This window comes from Lishizhenia tianjinensis, assembly GCF_900116425.1.
Classification (GTDB): domain Bacteria; phylum Bacteroidota; class Bacteroidia; order Flavobacteriales_D; family Crocinitomicaceae; genus Lishizhenia; species Lishizhenia tianjinensis.
The window spans coordinates 570,591-587,700 of the sequence record NZ_FPAS01000001.1 but is presented as its reverse complement, the minus strand read 5'-3'; the positions used below and the strand labels follow the sequence as shown (position 1 = coordinate 587,700).

Below are 17,110 nucleotides of genomic sequence, written 5' to 3'. Positions count from 1 at the left end.
AGCCGTTAACATAATTGTTGGCGGTTTTTTTTTCGTCAACCACTTTTTATTTCACGAAATGTTTAAATTTACACATGACTGAATTGCTAGAAAGTCAAAAACACTAAAAACTATACAATGAAAAAACTACTATTAACCCTATTGCTTTGCATTACGGGAGTCCTTACCGGTTGGACTTCGGTTACGATTCAAAACGTTTCCTTACAAACATCACCGGCTTATACTTGTTCAACCAATGTTATTGTTGTATCTGGTCAATTGGGAGGAGCCAATTATACCTTTGTGGCAAATAACGTTTCTGTGGTTGGGAGTAATATCAATATTGAGGTTCAATATTCAGTAGGGGGAATTGTCTTACCTGCGTTAACATCATTTACACAAAACGTAACGCTGCCTTCTTTATCGGCAGGTAGTTACACAGTAAGTGTCACTGGGGTATTGAATTCAACTTCATACAATACCGTAAACTTACCTTTGAGTGTAACCTCATGTTGTGGAGCTGAAGCAGATTTTACCATTTTGGATATTTCGAATTGTGAAGGTGATTTTACTGGAATTAACAATACCAGTACAGGAACAACTTCTCAAAACTGGTATATAAATGGTAATTACGCCGGCAATGCACAAAACTGGCAAACAGATACCTTATCTCCAGGAACTCACATCATAAAACTTGTGGTTTCTAATGGCACGTGTTCAGATTCAACCACTGCTTTCTTAGGTGTATACGCTCCACCTGTAATTAATTCAACTTCGCCGGCAGCTACACAAGTTTGTCAAGGTGATTTAGTAAACATTAGTGCCACTACTACAAATGCTACCAACTTTACTTGGACTATGGACGGAACAACAACTTTAACGACATTTGAACAACTGAGTTATCCTGTTAATGCCTCTGCAGGTATGCATAGTTTTGAGCTAGCAGCATCTAATCCAGGTTGTCCTGCCGTTACAGCTACAGAAAATGTGGAATTACTCTTGTCTCCAGAAGGAGGTCAAATAAATCCTTTTGACACTACGATTTGTGTAGGTGAGAACTTAACTTTCACCAACAACACAAGCGCAAGTTTTGATACGGAAGAATGGTATTTAGACGGAACATCTATGTCTACAACATCTTCTTTCAACCATACATTTGGAACTGCAGGTACCTTTGATATAGCCTACACAGTGGAGGGAACCAACGGCTGTGGAGATTCTGTAACAGCAGTAGTGAATGTAAACGATGGTCCTGTAGCAAATACAATTGCAGACACCAATGTTTGTGATGGAGCCGTAGTGTTAGACGCAGGAAGTGGATACGATAGCTATTTATGGAACAATGGAGACGATACTCAAACCACAACGGTTGATACTGCAGGAGTTTACACGTGTGTGGTAAGTAATGCCAGTGGATGTGAAACAACCCTAGAAGTGAATGTTACGGATTGCGCAAGTACTACTAATTTTGAAAAAATAGATTGGACTTTATATCCAAACCCAACTTCGAACATAGCGCACATTCAAACTACGTTAAACAATTTTACTTATGTAGTTTATGATGTAGTCGGGAGTAAGATCTTAGATGGAAATTCTGCCATTATTGATATGAGCACTTTGTCTAATGGGGTTTATATGGTTGAATTGCGCAGCAATGAAGGTGCTTCTCAAACCATGAGACTCATAAAAGAATAAAAAAGAACCAAGTGAAATTAAAAACGGAGACCCAAAAATGAGTCTCCGTTTTTTTATGTCATCTAATTTTGTTGGAATAGATAAACTTGTTAAAGCACAACAGCATCCATCCAAGTAATAAACTGCTGATATGAAACTACTTTAAAATGATTTTATATACTTTTTGATCTATACGAATGAAATATACCCCTTTGGCATATCCTGATAAATCAAGCACAAACTTTTCTTCCTTTACCGCATAACTTCTTAGAAGTTCACCATTGATACTCAATAATTCTAGTTGGTATTCTCCCTGTAAAGTTTGCACATTAAACTCTCCTGTAGAAGGATTAGGGTAGATGTCAACTGCCATCGACGGAATATCTTCAATTTTTAAATCATCCATATCTATACAAGCTATAGTGTCAGAACAGTATCCATTCGAAATACTTAAACTATAAGATCCATTGGCTGGTGCTATATAATAACTATTAGTTGCACCTGGTATTGCTGTGTAGGTATTGTTCTCACATTCCAGCCATTGGTAGCTATAGTTAAACAAAGGGAAATTGTAATACAAAGAATCACCCGTAACACTAGTTCCTAAATCAATATCCTGTAGTACCTCAATGTGTGTATTTATAGTACTATCACAACCAAGTGAATTGTACAAAGTACTTATTTGGGTAAAATCGCTTAGAATATTATTTACGCTCGTCTGGTCCGGGAAAATATAGCTATCGCCTATGCAAACAGTATCGTAAGCATCAACATCATTATCTGTATTAATGTAAAGGTAGGTTTGAAAATCTCCATGGCAATTACTGTTGGGAACAGGGTAGTATCCCTTGTATAAACCTGGAGTTGTAATACTGTCAACCGTATGGCCATCCAAATAAGTATAACTCCCATAAATGCACACAGTATCTGTTGTCTGCAAGGAGTAACCTGGGCAGTAAGTTGTACCGCATTCCGTATCATAATGCTCAAAATACTCTAGATTCATTTCATTTACATGAATATTACCACCAAATGAACTGTAGGTAAAAGGAAGATAGTTAATGGAAGTATTTATAACTTTGAAATGTCTAAATCCATCCTCCTTTAAAACAATATCAGAATTAAACTCTTCTATCATGGGTGTGTTTTGGGAAGTACTTGTATTTACCGTATATAGCACACCACTCGTGTCATATTTAGCGTGAAAATAGGTGTTTCTAAGCATGGGGAATTTAACCGGTATGCTACCTCTGCTTGCAAGGTTGATGTGTCGAATTGGACTATTGTAAGGCGCGTTATTCAGTCGACCTGTACTTATTAAATAAAGCGTATCACTATTTTTTTCTCGCTCCAAATACATATCGTTAATAACGGGTGTATCGGTCATTCCATTTATCCACATCATTTTTCCGTCTCCATTAATTTTCATAAAACAAAAGCTGCCTGAGGTATAGGTAGTAACAGAGTCTTGAGAATCGTAGATAAGTTGTGACGAATTTCCGCCAAATACGTCATTGTCCATGATTAAAAATAAATCTCCATTCTCCTCTTGATGAAAATCATGTAAACGTATTCCTGAAGCCGAAGCGTTAACATCATGAGTCTTAAAGTCCCAGAGGTAATTACTTGCAGTATCTAAACAAACTATTGTAACACCTGATGACACTAAGTTCCCAGGTATGTTTGGCCAACTAATATTGTGTGAATTAGAAGAGTTGTCGATTAAATTTTCAATTCCACTATTATGAATGAGGTACATTCTATTCTGCGCATCGAAGCTAATATGATCTATATAATAATTGCTGTGCAAGATCCTGTGTTTCATTGCTCCGTTAGAATCAAATTTTATAATCTGACCTTCTATATTATAATAAGTTGAAGGTAGTATTGGGATAGTGTCTATAATGGTTCCATTGTGGTTGATGTAAACATCTATTACATCATTGGTGGCAAAACTAATCACAGCCTCTCCATTATTATCCACGGCTAGTCCGCGTATATATGCTCCGTAGGGTTCAACAAGATTATACCAAATGATTTTCCCCAAGCTGTCTAAACGTATTAAGTAGGCCCCTGAATGTACAAAAATAGAGTCCCCTGTATTATCATAAAAATAAGAGTATGTTCCACCTGATCCTGCCAAATAAATATCCCCATTAGGTGCTTCTTCTACCATCATTTGGTAAGAGATATCATTATTACTGTTCGTACCTTGTCGCACAAACCACTTCATGTTATCATCGTCGTCGTATTTTACCAAATACTCTCCAGGTTCACTATTAAACTTTTGTGTTCCATTTCTACTATAAATCCCCTCCTTATAGGTTCTATAAATGGCAAAATAGCCTTCTTGCGCATTCTTTAATTTAGCAAGAAATGGGGAGTCTGGAGAAGTACTAATATTCGTGTTAAAGGTATCTATGTAACAAGGATTCGAAAGACTAGGATTATTAAACACTGTAGGTCCTATTAAAGTAGCAGTATCATAACACATTTCATTTGTCCAAGACACTAAACTTAGTGAGGGGGTAGACAAAGAGTTATACGTAACCACCGGAGCCTCTAAGTTGCTGGTTGTAATACTGGCATTAGTAGGGAAGGTCCATAGAAAATTCGTTGCTTCCGTAGATTGAGCATAATATTGCACTGTTTCGTTGATTTCAACATTTGTTTTGTTGGCGTGAATGAAACTTTTCGGATCTTGAATTTTAACCGTAAAAGTATCCCTTTGGTACCACCTACAACTCCCGTAAACAGAGCCTATATTTATGTGATAAGGTCCTGTATCGGTAAGACTATCTGTCTCTAAGCTTATGCTCCCTCCAGTTCCTTGAACAACCGGTGTTAGTGGAGAAAAACTACCGAGTTTTTCAAGGCTGTAAGTCCTATCAATTTCACTGTTTTGTACTTCCAATTGAATTTCACCAACTCTACATAAAATAGTATCCACATAGGTGATAGGCACATCAATGTCTGCCGAATCTATATAATAATAGGGTGCACTCGTAGAATCTGAAAAGTAAGCATTGGAAACTACTAAACTAACAGTTGAAGCAGTAAGATTACTACCATTCGGATAATAAATACCACAAGTATTGGCTACAAGTACATTGTCCATATACCAAGAACAACTGCTACTAGATCCTACCTGTGCTCTCAAGGGTGTATTCAATCCTTCGCATTCATAATTATGCGTTATTTTAACATAGGGTTCTTGAGCAATAGAGGTGGTAGAAGAATAGAGTAGGGCACCATTGTTTCCACAAGCCATAAGCTGGGAACCAAAATTATCGTAATAAATTCCATTAAGGTTGGTAGCCAATGAACTTGGTTGGTATTCTATATTCGCTGTTGAGGAAGTATTAAGTACATTAAAAACACCATGATCAGTTGCTAAAAACACCTTACTGCCAACTCTAATCATTTCTTTGAGGTTTAAATCACCGTAATTATGATAGCTATTTGAATTCGGTAGGGTGCTCGAATGATAAAAATTTTGTCCTCCAAGCATAAACTGCGAAGAATTATAAAAGGTGCTCGACTTTAAATTATCAGGAAGAAAAAATACATTCGGTGATGCAGCAGATGGTGCTAAATTGCTCTTAAAATAATAACCATCTGCAACAATTAAATAAGTCGTACTACTCGAAACAAAATCATTCAAATCAATGTAGGAAAGATTTAAATTCAGTACCGTTGATGAAAGCCCATCATATTCCACAATGAATCCATTGTCACCCACAGCAAATAAATCTAATCCAAACTTACCTATACCATTAAAGCTATGGTTAACTGGAGAGGTATATGTAAAACTATAAGTGTTATTGGTTGCGTTAAAGCGAAACAACATGGCTTGATGAATAACCGTATCATTGGCGGCTATCATTACTTCACCGCTAGACAACTCTATCATATCCTTGAATTGCATGTTGTTGTACAGTAATGAGTCTGAATTATTCATGACAAAGCGGTTGAAACTACTAGGGGAGGAATCTACTTGTGTATTGCAATAAATACCCTGATTACCAATTAATACGGCCAAAGTGTCCCAAAGGATTACACCGTTAAAATGGTCGTTAATTCCAGTTGAAACGGGTGACCAATTGGCTCTAGAAATAATTGATACAAAAAGAATTAGAAAGAGATATAGGTGTTTTTTCATTACAGTTTTTTTACAAATTTAAATTTGTAATTTTATTTACTCCGCTTCTAGGAAGTAATTTTACTTTTGGGGCGGAATTTATTTGACCGATCTCAATATCACTAAGGAAAGTATTCGTCATGCAAAAAAACGTCGATTTATATTTTACAGAAGGCTGTTTGCGTTGTTCTAAAGGAGCAACGCCAGAGTGCAAAGTTCACCAATGGTCAGCAGAACTCGCCATGCTGAGAAGCATAGTTAATTCTTGTGGTTTAGAAGAGGAATGTAAATGGGGTATGCCGTGTTATACCATCAATGGTAAAAATGTGCTCATTATTTCGGCGTTTAAGGACTATTGTTCGATCAACTTTTTCCAAGGTGCATTGATTAATGATGAAGCGAATATTTTAAGTCTGGTAGGTGAAAATGCCGAGGTTAGTAGAATCTTTAGAGTGAACGATATAGCTCAAATTGAAGCACACAAAGAACTTTTAAAAGCTTATATATTCGAGGCTGCTGAAAACGAAAAGCTCGGACGAAAAGTTCAAACCAAAAAGGAAATTGAACTTCCGGTAGAATTAATAGAAAGCTTTAAACATAACCCAGAATTAGAAGCAGCCTTCATGGCTTTAACACCGGGCCGACAAAAAAGCTATGTAATTCACATCAACGGTGCTAAGCAAGAAAAAACAAAGTATACTCGAATAGAAAAGTGTATTCCTAAAATAAAATTGGGGAAAGGATTTAATGAGAGATAAACGCAAAGATTATGAAAACATATTGTTAAATAGCCCCAAATTACGGCTATACTACAAATGTCTTATAATTAATATTATGTTAAATAGTATTATTTAGTATTAGGGAGAACCATTCAAATCCTCCCTTTTTAATACTTTCTAAGTAATTAATCTATCCTTCTATCCATTCTATAATTGTAGAGTCTATAGGTAATATTTGTGGAGCCACTACTCTTACTAATTTTCCTTCTTCGTCAATTAAATACTTCTGAAAGTTCCATTGTACTTCAGAATCTTCTAATCCATTCAAAGCTTTCTCCGTTAAAAATTTGTAGACATCCGCCTTGTTGTCTCCTTTTACAACAACCTTAGACATCATCGGAAATTCTACGCCATAATTTAACTTACAGAATTTTTGAATCTCACCGTTAGTTCCTGGTTCTTGTTTTCCAAAATCGTTTGAAGGAAATCCAATTATTGTGAAATTACTGTCCTTATAAGCCGCGTATAATTCTTGTAGTTGTTCATACTGTGGGGTTAATCCACATTCAGAGGCTGTATTTACAACCATTACTTTCTTTCCTTTTAAAGAAGATAAATCGAAATCTTCTCCTGTAATGTCTTTAACAGTGTAATCGTGTAGTGTTTTCATATCGCTATTTAACATAATACCTAAGAAGGTCATTGCAACTAATAATACTTTCATAGTAGTTTAAACGTTTGTATTTAATGATTGTTCTTTCGTGGTGTAAAACTAACTTTAAAATCACTCGCCATCATCGTAAAGGCCATGATTTCTTTGATATCCTCAACATTTGTCTCCAACTTAAAATCGAAGTTCTTGAACAACATGGCGAGTACTAATTTCATTTCTGTCAAAGCTAAATTGGCTCCCGGACAATACCTTGGTCCGCCACCAAAAGGATTATAAGCAGCGGTATTGTGTACCGGACATTGGCTTTTGGCCTTTATCCATCTTTCTGGTACAAACTCCCCTGCTCTACTAAAATGTTCTTCCATGGTTGCACTTTTGCGTAAATGTAAGAGCATTCTGCTGTCTTTTGGGATTTTAACACCCTCAACTTCAACATCTTCATTGGGTTGATATAAAGTAATAGGTGCCACAGGTTTTAAACGCATCACTTCATTAATAACCGCGCCTATATATTCCAATTGTTGTAATTGTTCAAAACGCGTAACGGTTTGATGTTCCCCTAAAACACGATCTACCTCTTCCCTTGCCTTTGCAATAACTTCGGGTTGATCATTTAATAAAGTTATGGCCCAGGTTAAGGTGTGGGCTGTTGTATCTTCTCCTGCCAGCAAAAGGGTCAGCAAGTTACTTCGTATATCGGCATCATTAAAATGTTGATCTTCTTCTGCAGCAACAATTATAGCCTCTAAGAAGTTTTGTGGATTTTCCTTTAACGAAGGATTATCATGGAGCTTTTGCTTGGTGCTAGTAATAACATCATCTACAAATTCTTGCAGCCTATCCGTAGCCGCATTGTATTCCTTATCCGCCTTAGATTTAAACCACTTGTACCAAGGTATAGGTTGATTGATACGTTTGAATATCATGGGGAAAACCTTTTCCATATCATCTTGTATGGCTCCTTGTCTTTCTTCCAAGGTATTCATCTCTTTCCCAAAAGCTAAATTTGTACTTACGTCTACCGTATAGCGTAAAAAATCATCTTGTATAGAAAAGGCTCCTTGTTCCTTCACATCCTTTTGCCATTTGCGCTTTAAACGATCTGTCACCGTCATCATCCAAGGAAAAAAAGCGATTTGATGTTTGATATCAAGGCCTTTGGCCACCATCATTCTATGACGTTTCCACTCTTCTCCTTCTGCATTAAAAACCCCAGATATCCCCTCTTCTTTCAATACATTGTTGAGCTTATCCATACGTCTAAACAAGGTCGGTCTGTTCTTTTGTATGTAATCTATCATCGACGGTTTGGCTACAATAAGCATGTTGGTTAAACCCAAATTCAAATTAAATACATCGCCATATTCATCCACCCAATCACTGAGCTGATTATGCAAGTTGTTTATGTCAACTTCAAACATATTTCCTACAATGGGTTTTCCCTTAGGACCGGGTAAATCTTTTGAAAGCATAGTCAAATTTTGTGACTCCTAAATTGCAAATTCCTAAGCGTTATAGAAAGTAATTTAAGGACAATTTTGGCCGTTTTAACGGGCTATGCAGTTGTAGTTATTTCTTTCCTGCTAAGTTCTACTTATAGCTCCCAAAGCTTCTTGGGGCGCTCTGCAAGCTTAAGTAGATCTAAGCAGTAATTTCAATAAACTACCCTTTCTATCCCTAACGGAAGGACAGTTTTGAGTGTGAGTATGGAGTATTGAGTGGAGTGGTGAGGAAAGAGTGAAGAAAATGGGAACCACAAAGCACCCAAAGATTTTTCACAGAGTACACAAAGAAGTTAGTAATTGAATCTATCTTAAAAAGTAAAGCCACAAAAAAAGCACTCAGGTTTACTGAGCGCATTTTTAATATTCTATTTATCTACAAGTCTAGAAATCTAAAACTCTAGGAATCTAGATATCTAAGCTACACATTGAATCTAAAGTGCATGATATCTCCGTCTTCAACAACGTATTCTTTTCCTTCAACTCTAAATTTACCAGCTTCTTTAACAGCGTTTTCAGATCCTAAAGTGGTGAAGTCGTTGTACTTCATTACCTCTGCTCTAATGAATCCTTTTTCGAAGTCTGTGTGAATTACACCTGCCGCTTGAGGAGCTGTCATTCCCTTCTTGATAGTCCATGCTCTTACTTCTTTCACACCTGCTGTAAAGTAAGTATCTAAGTTCAATAATTTGTAAGCAGAACGAATCAAACGGTTTACACCTGGCTCTTCTAGTCCTAATTCGTCCAAGAACATTTGACGCTCTTCGTAGGTTTCTAATTCAGTAATGTCAGCCTCTATTTTTGCACCAATAATCAAAACTTGTGCATCTTCATCTTTCACTGCTTCTTTTACCTCGTCAACATACTTGTTTCCGTTTACAACAGAAGCTTCATCAACATTACAAAGGTACATTACGGGTTTAGCAGTAATCAAGTGGAAACCTTTTACAAATTCTCTTTCTTTTTCGTCAAAGTCTAAAGAACGAACAGATTTACCTTCTTCCAAACATGCTTTAATTCTTAAAGCCGTTTCGTTTTCTTTTATAGCATCTTTATCTCCAGATTTGATTACACGCGCCAAAGAAGTTATTTTCTTCTCTATTACCTCCAAATCTTTCAACTGCAATTCGTAGTCGATCACTTCCTTATCACGAATAGGACCTACAGAACCATCTACGTGAATAATATTACCATCATCGAAACATCTTAATACGTGAATAATAGCATCTGTTTCTCTAATGTTTGCCAAGAATTGGTTTCCAAGTCCTTCTCCTTTAGAAGCTCCTTTTACCAAACCTGCAATATCTACAATCTCCATCGTCGTTGGTACAACGCGCTCTGGATTTACCAATTCTTCTAATTTCTCTAATCTTGGATCTGGAACTGAAATGGTTCCAACGTTAGGTTCTATAGTACAAAATGGAAAGTTTGCCGATTGCGCTTTTGCGTTAGACAAACAGTTAAATAAAGTAGATTTCCCAACATTTGGAAGTCCAACTATTCCACATTTTAAAGCCATGTTCTCTTAATATTTGCTGCAAAAATAGGAAATTATTTAGCATATTATTCGATTAAATGCAGCGAAGCGTGTTAGATTGTTGAAAGCTCTTCATCTGCGAGGTGCAAAGTGGATTTTGGCCGCTACAATAGCAACTTTACTTGCTTTCTTGAGAAATCACTTTTACCATTTTGTTGAAGACAACAGAATTGGGTAAGGTTACCTTTTCGTTTTCAGAAATTCGTATGTGTAAAAAGAATAAACCGATGTCACTCACCTTGCCTGTGATTGGAAACTCCTTGTCTACAATTTCTATTTCATCGCCTATTTTTACAGGGTGGTTAACAAACAAAAGTACAGCTGCTGTGATGTTGCTTAACAATGACCATTGGGCTACAAAAGCAACTCCTAGTACTGTTAAGAAAGACGAGATGTATACCCACAAATTCGATTGATCCATGGAGTAAACCATTAATATCAATACTATAGCTATGATGTACAACACCAAGTTAATGGCTTTGTTAATGAGCTTGCGCCTTTCCTTTTGAATTCCAAATTTAGAGGCAATACGAACGAGTACTCTATTAAGTAAAGCTTGTAAAATAATACAAGCCACAACAATAACACTAATTTTAAATAAGCGAGGATCCATTGAAATAAAATAATAACCTGAAATTAGTTATTATTCCACAATTCATAGGCTTTTAAAGCTTGTTCTTTTAACATGCTCAAACCATTTAATATCTCAGCTCCGTTTTTTTCGGCTTCTTCTAAGAATTTCGTTTTCTCCGGGTTGTAAATCAAATCAACCACCAAGTGATCGGGAGTTAAATACTCTACCGGGAAATCGGGCATTTCATCAACGTTGGGATACATGCCAACTGGTGTGGTATTTACAATTAATCCACAGGCTTGTACCATAAAGGAATTGATGGCTGAGTAAGAAAAATGTTCTTCGTTTTTCGGATCTCTAGATACAAAAAGCACGTCTAATCCTATGTTTTCTAATACGTGCGCTACTGCTTTAGATGCTCCACCTGTTCCTAATATCAAGGCCCTGTGGTGGGTGTTTTTCAAGAAGGGTTTAATGCTACGCGCAAATCCATAGGCATCGGTATTATGACCTATCGTTTTACCATTTTGAAAAGCTATCGCATTCACTGCACCAATTTGCTTGGCTTCTTCAGAAACTTCATCTAAAAAAGGAAGTATAGCTTCTTTATAGGGAATGGTTACGTTAAGACCGTGCAAATCTCCTCTTTTGAGGATTTCTTTTACATCCTTAATGTCGCTGATTTCGAAGTTGTGGTATTCGGCTTCGGTGTTTTCTTTGATAAATTTCTCTGTAAAAAAATCTTTTGAAAAACTGTGTTTTAATGTTCTACCTATGAGTCCGTAATTTTTCACGATGTTTCTTTTGGTGCAAATCTATCCATCAACAAAATCAAAGCTAATCCTGCCAATACCAAGAGTATTGCGAGTGTTAATTGACTATCTCCATTGTAATTCTGTGGCAAAACGTTCGCTTGCATGAACTCTGCTCTACCATCTGAATGTACCAAATAAGGGACGTCACTAATATTATTTTTCCAAGGCCAAATTTTCAAAAGAGATCCCAACAAGAATCCACTTAAAATAGCCAGGGTTAAGTTCTTATAATGTGCAAATAAATACTTCAGCAATTTAGAGAAACTTAAAAGTCCTACCAAACAACCACTTGCAAAAACCGCAATCAAAGCAAAATCTAAGCTTTTCAAACCATTCATCGCCGTAGCATAACTTCCCATCAATACTAAAATGAAAGCTCCACTAATACCCGGAAGTATCATAGCACAGATGGCTATAGCGCCACTTAAGAAGATGTACCAGTATTCGTTGGCCTGACCAGCGGTATTCTGTGCCAATGAAATGTATCCCGCTATTACTGCTCCTATAATTAAACCAATGATGTTGGCAAGGTTCCAGTTTTGTATTGTTTTAACGATCAACAAAGTACTGGCAATTACCAACCCAAAGAAGAAAGACCAAAGCAAAACAGGGTGATGCTCTAACAAACCTACGATGATGCGGGAAAGCGTAATCAAACTCACGGCTATTCCTCCGAATAAGGCCACAAAGAAATTACCGTTGATGTGTTTCCAAAAAGCTTTCAATCCTTCTGCTTTCAAAACTTTTAAAGCCGATAGGTTGATGTTGCTTAAGCTAGAAATTAACTCTTCGTAAATACCTGTAATAAAGGCGATGGTTCCTCCTGATACACCAGGCACGGCGTCAGCAGCTCCCATGGCAAGTCCACGTAAACTCACCATTAAATATTGAAGTAGGTTGCGTTCTTTCATCTTAGTACAATTCTAAGCTGTTGTCAATTTCTTTGGCGTAAGCCTCTACTCCACCTTCTATCACTACCAAGTTTTCAAAAGCATAGTCTGTAATTAATAAATTACAAACAGCCTCCGCTCTTTTTCCTGATTTGCAACAAACGTAAACTGGATCTTCTCTTTCCAACTCATCAACACGCTCTGTAATCTCTCCCATTGGAATATTTACAGCACCCTCTATTCTACAAATGTTGTATTCGTATTCTTCTCTAACATCTAAGATGATAAGACTTTGGTTCTGTTGTAAGGCTTTAAGATCGTTAACGTTTATTGTTTTCATTTACTTCTATTAAACATGGTTTTTGAAATGGCCTTCGTTTCGGCCTCGACAAAAGTATCCATTTTAACGAAAAATTGAAGATAATTAGTCATAAACTTATTGTAAACGATTTGGATTATAAGCTTAATTTTGTCTCTGAAATGGAACACAAATACTTTATTTTTAACAAACCTTTTGGTACGCTTTGTCAGTTTTCTGGAGAGGAAAGCGATAGCTTATTGGGTGATTTTTATAACTATCCTAAAGATGTTTATTCAGTAGGTAGACTCGATAAAGACTCTGAAGGCTTACTGTTACTCACTAATGATAATAGACTGAAAGATAAAGTTTTGAACCCTTCCAAAAAGAAGGCTAAAAAGTATTTAGTGCAAGTAGACGGAGCCATAACTCCTGAGGCGGTAAACCAATTGCAAAATGGGTCCCTTCAAATCAAACACAAAGGAAAAACACACCAAGTAGCACCGGCGAAATGTAAAATCGTACCTCAACCCAATATAGAAGAAAGAGATCCTCCCATCAGAGTTAGACAAAACATACCTACTTCTTGGATAGAATTAGAACTTACAGAAGGTAAAAACAGACAAGTACGCAAAATGACCGCCGCTGTTGGTTACCCTACCCTACGTTTATTACGTATTTCTTTAGGTGAGATTCTTTTGGAAGGATTGAAAATAGGTGAAGTAAAAGAATTGAGCCGAGAAGTAGCCTACAAAGCCCTACGATAAGGTAGTTGTATGGTTGGAGATAAAATCGAAAGCAGTGAGTATTTCTAACATCTCTTCTTTGTTTTTCGGTAAGGATTTCAAGTCTAAAACCAAACTCTCCTTTTTAGGTTTAGCTGCTAGCGCTTGACTATTTGCATGGTCTCTTATGTTCTGAATTTGCACGCAAGGTGAAAGTGCACATAGTTTCACCAATTCTGGTTTTAAGACCTCAATGTTCAAAGGTTGAGAGGCATGAACATGCATGCGATGAAACTGATTTCCTGCATAAAGCAAGTTGCGCTTGTAAAGCCCTCTCACATACTTAGGAATTTGTTTTATCGCTAGAGAAAAAGAAAATCCTAAATCGGCTTCTGTAATAATTATTGTTTCGGAGTAAGAAATGAACTTGATATGATAGGCTTTTTCCTTAAAGAGGATGTTAAACGTGATGCGTATGTCATCAAAACCATCTTCAGCATGCGCTGATGCATCTCCCAAAGGGTTTTTAACTCTGTGATTGAGCACCAAACCTGGAGAAAAATCCTCCAAGAGCATTTGATAATGTTCGAGATGTTTTTGGTGCTCTTCTGTCATGACTCTGGATATAAATTTACAGCTAATTTTTCTTGCATGTACTGTGCACCTTGCACCCCGCCCGTGTGTAAGAAAACAAGTTTTCCTGTAGGCGAACATTGCTTCCAATTCTTTTGCAACCACAACATGCTTTTCCCTGTATAAACGGGGTCTAATTTCACGCCCGTCTGTTCGTAGATAGATTGTATAGAAGCAATCAGTTCAGGTGATGTTTTGGCATAGCCTCCACAATGTGCATCATAGATGAAATGGGCCCTTTGCAAAAGTTCATCCACGGCTTCTTCATCAAATAAGCTATACATCAATAACTTTTTCACCTCCTCTTCCATCCATTCTCCTTTTAAGGCAGAAACGATATGTATGGTTTGGTGCGACCTACTTCCCATAAGGAGTCCAGCAGCAGTTGTTCCCGTGCCAGCGCTCACAAAAATATCACTCACATCATCTGGCAATTCACCTATGATTTCAGAACAACCTATAATGCCGTAGTAATTTGCACCACCTTCTGGAACGATGTAGACATTGGGATGATCTACGTGCAATTCATCGGTATAAAACTTTTCACTTTTTAAATTGTATTCTTCGCGAGAAATGAAATGCAATTCCATACACAGTTCAGCACATTTTTGCAAGGTAGGATTCGCGTTCTCGTTCAGCTCCTCTCCCCTTACAAAACCTATAGATTTTAACCCCACTTCTTTACACGCTGCAGCAGTTGCTACCAAGTGATTACTTAAAGCTCCTCCAAAAGTTAGGATGGTCTCATTTTTATTTTGTTGAGCCTTCGCAATGGAATACTTCAATTTTCGCCATTTATTCCCAGAAACAATGGGATGAATTAAATCATCTCTTTTCACCCAAAGATCGATTACTTCATTGGCATCTACAGTTGAAGTAAATTGCAGGTTTTCTAATGGAGAAAATTGTATGGTAAGCATGTGTTATCCTTTCTTACAAAGAAAAGAAATTCCCCTCATTAAATAATCATCTTTCTTAGGAGATACTTGCACTGCACGACAAAGGTTTTCAACAATTGTACTTATTTTTGTGACATGAATGATGATTACAGCGCTTTCTCGGGAAGGAAAAAAATGGATCCTGAAGATTATTACGAAAGTCCAGACGGATACATCGTCTTTACAGAAAAGTACCACTTAAAGCGCGGACATTGCTGTAAAAGTGGTTGTAGACATTGTCCTTACGGATTCAATGGGAAAACAGGAAGAATAAAAAGATAGAGCCGAAAATACTTCGGCTTTTTTTTGTGGCTTTTCCCTCTTTCAGCACCTTCTCTCCTAGCTCAGCATTAACCAAAATAATTTCTATTTTTAGAGTCCTGTTTCAATACATGCTTGAAGATGTCAAGTTCATTAAACAGCAGAATAACCTTAAACACATCACTGATCATGAAAAACGAAAAAATCATCTTTATACTAGGAGTTGTAATCGCAATCATAGGCGCCGCAATGAAATTCTTCGAATTACCTTATGCACAATTCGGCGATATTCTTTTTAAAATCACTTTTGTGGCCATCACCTTTTACTTGGCTTTGAGGTATACGCATTTGAAAAAGAAAGTGAAGCAGTTGAAGAGTAATAACAAATACACTGCTTAATCAGACACTGTTAAGCCTATATTGATGATTTAGTAGTGAAGAACAGATAGTAAAAATAAACGGTATTGCGTTTATGCATATGTTGGCAGTTATTTCAGAGAAAGACCAGAAAAATGAATAGTTTGGATCACAAAATTGTAAAAAAGATTGAACTGATTCTAATAGAAGAATCCACTGAAGTTGCCATCGAAAGGATTCAGGGTTATATGGAGCACTATTTTTGGTCTGATTGGATTAGAGAGAAATTAGGTGGTTTATATTATAAAGTTGGGAACTATCCATTAGCTGGAAGATATTGGTACTTTAAAGAAGACTTAAACTCAGAAGAAGAAAAATGTATCAACTTATATACGGAGTCTAAGGGTAAAAACTTAATCGACATAGCTAGAGAACAAATAGGTCATGAATTTAAATCTCCAAGAAACCTTAGTGAAGCATTTAAAAATGGATTATGGTCTGTTTTGACTGAAATTCAAAAAACAAATGGGCAAGTACCTGATTTCGCAAAAAACTGGTACGCTTTTATTAAAAAAGAAAAACAACTGCAAACAAAAAATAAACAACATTAAAACGACGGTTTATTCAAACCGTTAACTACAACGAAAAAGGATGAAAACAGTTGAAAAAAATGCTAAATGGACTAAGATTATAAATAATCAAAAGTTCGAAAACATAAACTTTGAAGATCTAACTGTGCATTCAAAAAGAATAGAGAATTGCGTATTTCTTAAGGTAGATTTTAAACAATCAACTCTAGGGGCTACAACCATATACAAAAACTGTAAATTTATAAAATGCAACTTTAGTGGAAAGCACACATCGCTTGGCAATCCAGCTGATTATATAAATTGTGAATTTGAAGACTGTAAATTTGAAGGTAAGAGGATTTTTTTAGGATCAATTTTTAAGAATTGTAAGTTGTCTGGAAAGATGAAAAACAATCTTCTGATTAATGAAAAAAGATTCCTAAAAAAAACTTTCAAGTTTGACAATTGCGACTTGACGGAGACTGAATTTGAAAATATTACTTTTAATGGAAATAGGTTCTTTAAGGCATGTAATCTCCCTAGAACTTCAATCAGAGTTTTTAAAAATGACAATGATGAACTGATTAATTATGCAGTAAATCAAATTGCAACATTAGATGAAGAAACAAAAAATAGCCTATCCATTCTCTTACACAAAAAATTGAGAACCGGATTTAATCCTTTTATAATAGATACACCTTTCCTGAATGGTTTCCTTGAAAAAAAGGGAATGTTAGAATTTGAAAAAATTGTAAAGGAATTTGAAATTATAAACAGTTAACAAAACCTGAACTGTTTCGAAAAGCAGTTTAATCAAACCGGTAT

17 protein-coding genes are annotated in these 17,110 nt (G+C 36.3%); 7 read left to right on the top strand and 10 right to left on the bottom strand.

Annotated elements, in window-relative coordinates; genetic code table 11:
* Positions 1 to 117: 117 nt before the first annotated feature.
* A complete protein-coding gene (locus BM327_RS02860) occupies positions 118 to 1,674 on the top strand; it encodes a T9SS type A sorting domain-containing protein (RefSeq protein WP_090246110.1) in 1,557 nt (518 codons plus the stop codon).
* 136 nt (positions 1,675 to 1,810) lie between these two features.
* Here BM327_RS02860 and BM327_RS02855 read toward each other — a convergent pair whose 3' ends face one another.
* On the bottom strand, positions 1,811 to 5,815 hold the full coding sequence (locus BM327_RS02855) for a T9SS type A sorting domain-containing protein (protein WP_090246108.1): 4,005 nt from the start codon (positions 5,813 to 5,815) through the stop codon (positions 1,811 to 1,813).
* Between the two features lie 119 nt (positions 5,816 to 5,934).
* On the opposite strand from BM327_RS02855, the gene BM327_RS02850 reads away from it, so the two are divergent.
* Positions 5,935 to 6,552, top strand: a complete 618-nt coding sequence (locus BM327_RS02850; protein ID WP_090246106.1) for a YdeI/OmpD-associated family protein — start codon at positions 5,935 to 5,937, stop codon at positions 6,550 to 6,552.
* Positions 6,553 to 6,703: 151 nt separating this feature from the next.
* Here the strand turns inward: BM327_RS02850 and BM327_RS02845 are convergent, their stop codons facing one another.
* The 7 genes from BM327_RS02845 to BM327_RS02815 all read right to left on the bottom strand — a co-directional run bounded on the left by BM327_RS02845 (position 6,704) and on the right by BM327_RS02815 (position 12,844).
* Entirely contained in the window at positions 6,704 to 7,237 is a 534-nt protein-coding gene (locus tag BM327_RS02845) for a glutathione peroxidase (protein WP_090246104.1), read from the bottom strand.
* Positions 7,238 to 7,257: 20 nt separating this feature from the next.
* Positions 7,258 to 8,658: a cytochrome P450 gene (locus BM327_RS02840; RefSeq protein WP_090246102.1), complete on the bottom strand. Its 1,401-nt coding sequence runs from the start codon at positions 8,656 to 8,658 to the stop codon at positions 7,258 to 7,260.
* Positions 8,659 to 9,109: 451 nt separating this feature from the next.
* Positions 9,110 to 10,207: a redox-regulated ATPase YchF gene (ychF, locus tag BM327_RS02835; protein WP_090246100.1), complete on the bottom strand. Its 1,098-nt coding sequence runs from the start codon at positions 10,205 to 10,207 to the stop codon at positions 9,110 to 9,112.
* A 136-nt stretch (positions 10,208 to 10,343) separates the two neighbouring features.
* The gene (locus BM327_RS02830; RefSeq protein ID WP_090246098.1) at positions 10,344 to 10,838 is read right to left on the bottom strand and encodes a mechanosensitive ion channel family protein; all 495 of its coding nucleotides are present in this window, start codon (positions 10,836 to 10,838) and stop codon (positions 10,344 to 10,346) included.
* A 23-nt stretch (positions 10,839 to 10,861) separates the two neighbouring features.
* A complete protein-coding gene (locus BM327_RS02825) occupies positions 10,862 to 11,593 on the bottom strand; it encodes a shikimate dehydrogenase family protein (protein ID WP_090246096.1) in 732 nt (243 codons plus the stop codon).
* The gene (locus BM327_RS02820; protein ID WP_090246093.1) at positions 11,590 to 12,525 is read right to left on the bottom strand and encodes a DUF368 domain-containing protein; all 936 of its coding nucleotides are present in this window, start codon (positions 12,523 to 12,525) and stop codon (positions 11,590 to 11,592) included. Before BM327_RS02820 ends, BM327_RS02825 begins: the two co-directional genes overlap by 4 nt.
* A gap of 1 nt (position 12,526) precedes the next feature.
* Complete coding sequence (locus BM327_RS02815; RefSeq protein ID WP_090246092.1) at positions 12,527 to 12,844, bottom strand: rhodanese-like domain-containing protein; 318 nt, start codon at positions 12,842 to 12,844, stop codon at positions 12,527 to 12,529.
* Positions 12,845 to 12,984: 140 nt separating this feature from the next.
* On the opposite strand from BM327_RS02815, the gene BM327_RS02810 reads away from it, so the two are divergent.
* Entirely contained in the window at positions 12,985 to 13,569 is a 585-nt protein-coding gene (locus BM327_RS02810) for a pseudouridine synthase (protein ID WP_090246090.1), read from the top strand.
* Here the strand turns inward: BM327_RS02810 and BM327_RS02805 are convergent.
* Positions 13,561 to 14,142: a hypothetical protein gene (locus tag BM327_RS02805; protein WP_090246089.1), complete on the bottom strand. Its 582-nt coding sequence runs from the start codon at positions 14,140 to 14,142 to the stop codon at positions 13,561 to 13,563. The genes BM327_RS02810 and BM327_RS02805 overlap by 9 nt on opposite strands.
* Entirely contained in the window at positions 14,139 to 15,080 is a 942-nt protein-coding gene (locus BM327_RS02800; protein WP_090246087.1) for a 1-aminocyclopropane-1-carboxylate deaminase/D-cysteine desulfhydrase, read from the bottom strand. Before BM327_RS02800 ends, BM327_RS02805 begins: the two co-directional genes overlap by 4 nt.
* A 153-nt stretch (positions 15,081 to 15,233) precedes the next feature.
* Between BM327_RS02800 and BM327_RS02795 the strand changes: the two genes are divergently transcribed.
* The 4 genes from BM327_RS02795 to BM327_RS02780 all read left to right on the top strand — a co-directional run bounded on the left by BM327_RS02795 (position 15,234) and on the right by BM327_RS02780 (position 17,066).
* Positions 15,234 to 15,380, top strand: coding sequence for a C1orf53 family protein (locus BM327_RS02795; RefSeq protein ID WP_317614728.1), 147 nt, complete (start codon positions 15,234 to 15,236; stop codon positions 15,378 to 15,380).
* A gap of 168 nt (positions 15,381 to 15,548) precedes the next feature.
* Positions 15,549 to 15,758: a hypothetical protein gene (locus BM327_RS02790; RefSeq protein WP_139230220.1), complete on the top strand. Its 210-nt coding sequence runs from the start codon at positions 15,549 to 15,551 to the stop codon at positions 15,756 to 15,758.
* A gap of 113 nt (positions 15,759 to 15,871) precedes the next feature.
* Positions 15,872 to 16,327 (top strand): DUF6584 family protein, encoded by a 456-nt coding sequence (locus BM327_RS02785; RefSeq protein WP_090246081.1) that lies wholly within the window; start codon positions 15,872 to 15,874, stop codon positions 16,325 to 16,327.
* 40 nt (positions 16,328 to 16,367) lie between these two features.
* Positions 16,368 to 17,066, top strand: a complete 699-nt coding sequence (locus tag BM327_RS02780; RefSeq protein WP_090246079.1) for a hypothetical protein — start codon at positions 16,368 to 16,370, stop codon at positions 17,064 to 17,066.
* The last annotated feature ends 44 nt before the right edge of the window (positions 17,067 to 17,110 follow it).

Excerpts from the sequence above, each read along its gene's own strand:
- BM327_RS02860 (WP_090246110.1), top strand. The coding sequence starts at position 118 with ATGAAAAAACTACTATTAACCCTATTGCTTTGCATTACGGGAGTCCTT.
- BM327_RS02855 (WP_090246108.1), bottom strand. The coding sequence starts at position 5,815 with ATGAAAAAACACCTATATCTCTTTCTAATTCTTTTTGTATCAATTATT.
- BM327_RS02850 (WP_090246106.1), top strand. The coding sequence starts at position 5,935 with ATGCAAAAAAACGTCGATTTATATTTTACAGAAGGCTGTTTGCGTTGT.
- BM327_RS02845 (WP_090246104.1), bottom strand. The coding sequence starts at position 7,237 with ATGAAAGTATTATTAGTTGCAATGACCTTCTTAGGTATTATGTTAAAT.
- BM327_RS02840 (WP_090246102.1), bottom strand. The coding sequence starts at position 8,658 with ATGCTTTCAAAAGATTTACCCGGTCCTAAGGGAAAACCCATTGTAGGA.
- ychF (WP_090246100.1), bottom strand. The coding sequence starts at position 10,207 with ATGGCTTTAAAATGTGGAATAGTTGGACTTCCAAATGTTGGGAAATCT.
- BM327_RS02830 (WP_090246098.1), bottom strand. The coding sequence starts at position 10,838 with ATGGATCCTCGCTTATTTAAAATTAGTGTTATTGTTGTGGCTTGTATT.
- BM327_RS02820 (WP_090246093.1), bottom strand. The coding sequence starts at position 12,525 with ATGAAAGAACGCAACCTACTTCAATATTTAATGGTGAGTTTACGTGGA.
- BM327_RS02815 (WP_090246092.1), bottom strand. The coding sequence starts at position 12,844 with ATGAAAACAATAAACGTTAACGATCTTAAAGCCTTACAACAGAACCAA.
- BM327_RS02810 (WP_090246090.1), top strand. The coding sequence starts at position 12,985 with ATGGAACACAAATACTTTATTTTTAACAAACCTTTTGGTACGCTTTGT.
- BM327_RS02805 (WP_090246089.1), bottom strand. The coding sequence starts at position 14,142 with ATGACAGAAGAGCACCAAAAACATCTCGAACATTATCAAATGCTCTTG.
- BM327_RS02800 (WP_090246087.1), bottom strand. The coding sequence starts at position 15,080 with ATGCTTACCATACAATTTTCTCCATTAGAAAACCTGCAATTTACTTCA.
- BM327_RS02795 (WP_317614728.1), top strand. The coding sequence starts at position 15,234 with ATGGATCCTGAAGATTATTACGAAAGTCCAGACGGATACATCGTCTTT.
- BM327_RS02790 (WP_139230220.1), top strand. The coding sequence starts at position 15,549 with ATGAAAAACGAAAAAATCATCTTTATACTAGGAGTTGTAATCGCAATC.
- BM327_RS02785 (WP_090246081.1), top strand. The coding sequence starts at position 15,872 with ATGAATAGTTTGGATCACAAAATTGTAAAAAAGATTGAACTGATTCTA.
- BM327_RS02780 (WP_090246079.1), top strand. The coding sequence starts at position 16,368 with ATGAAAACAGTTGAAAAAAATGCTAAATGGACTAAGATTATAAATAAT.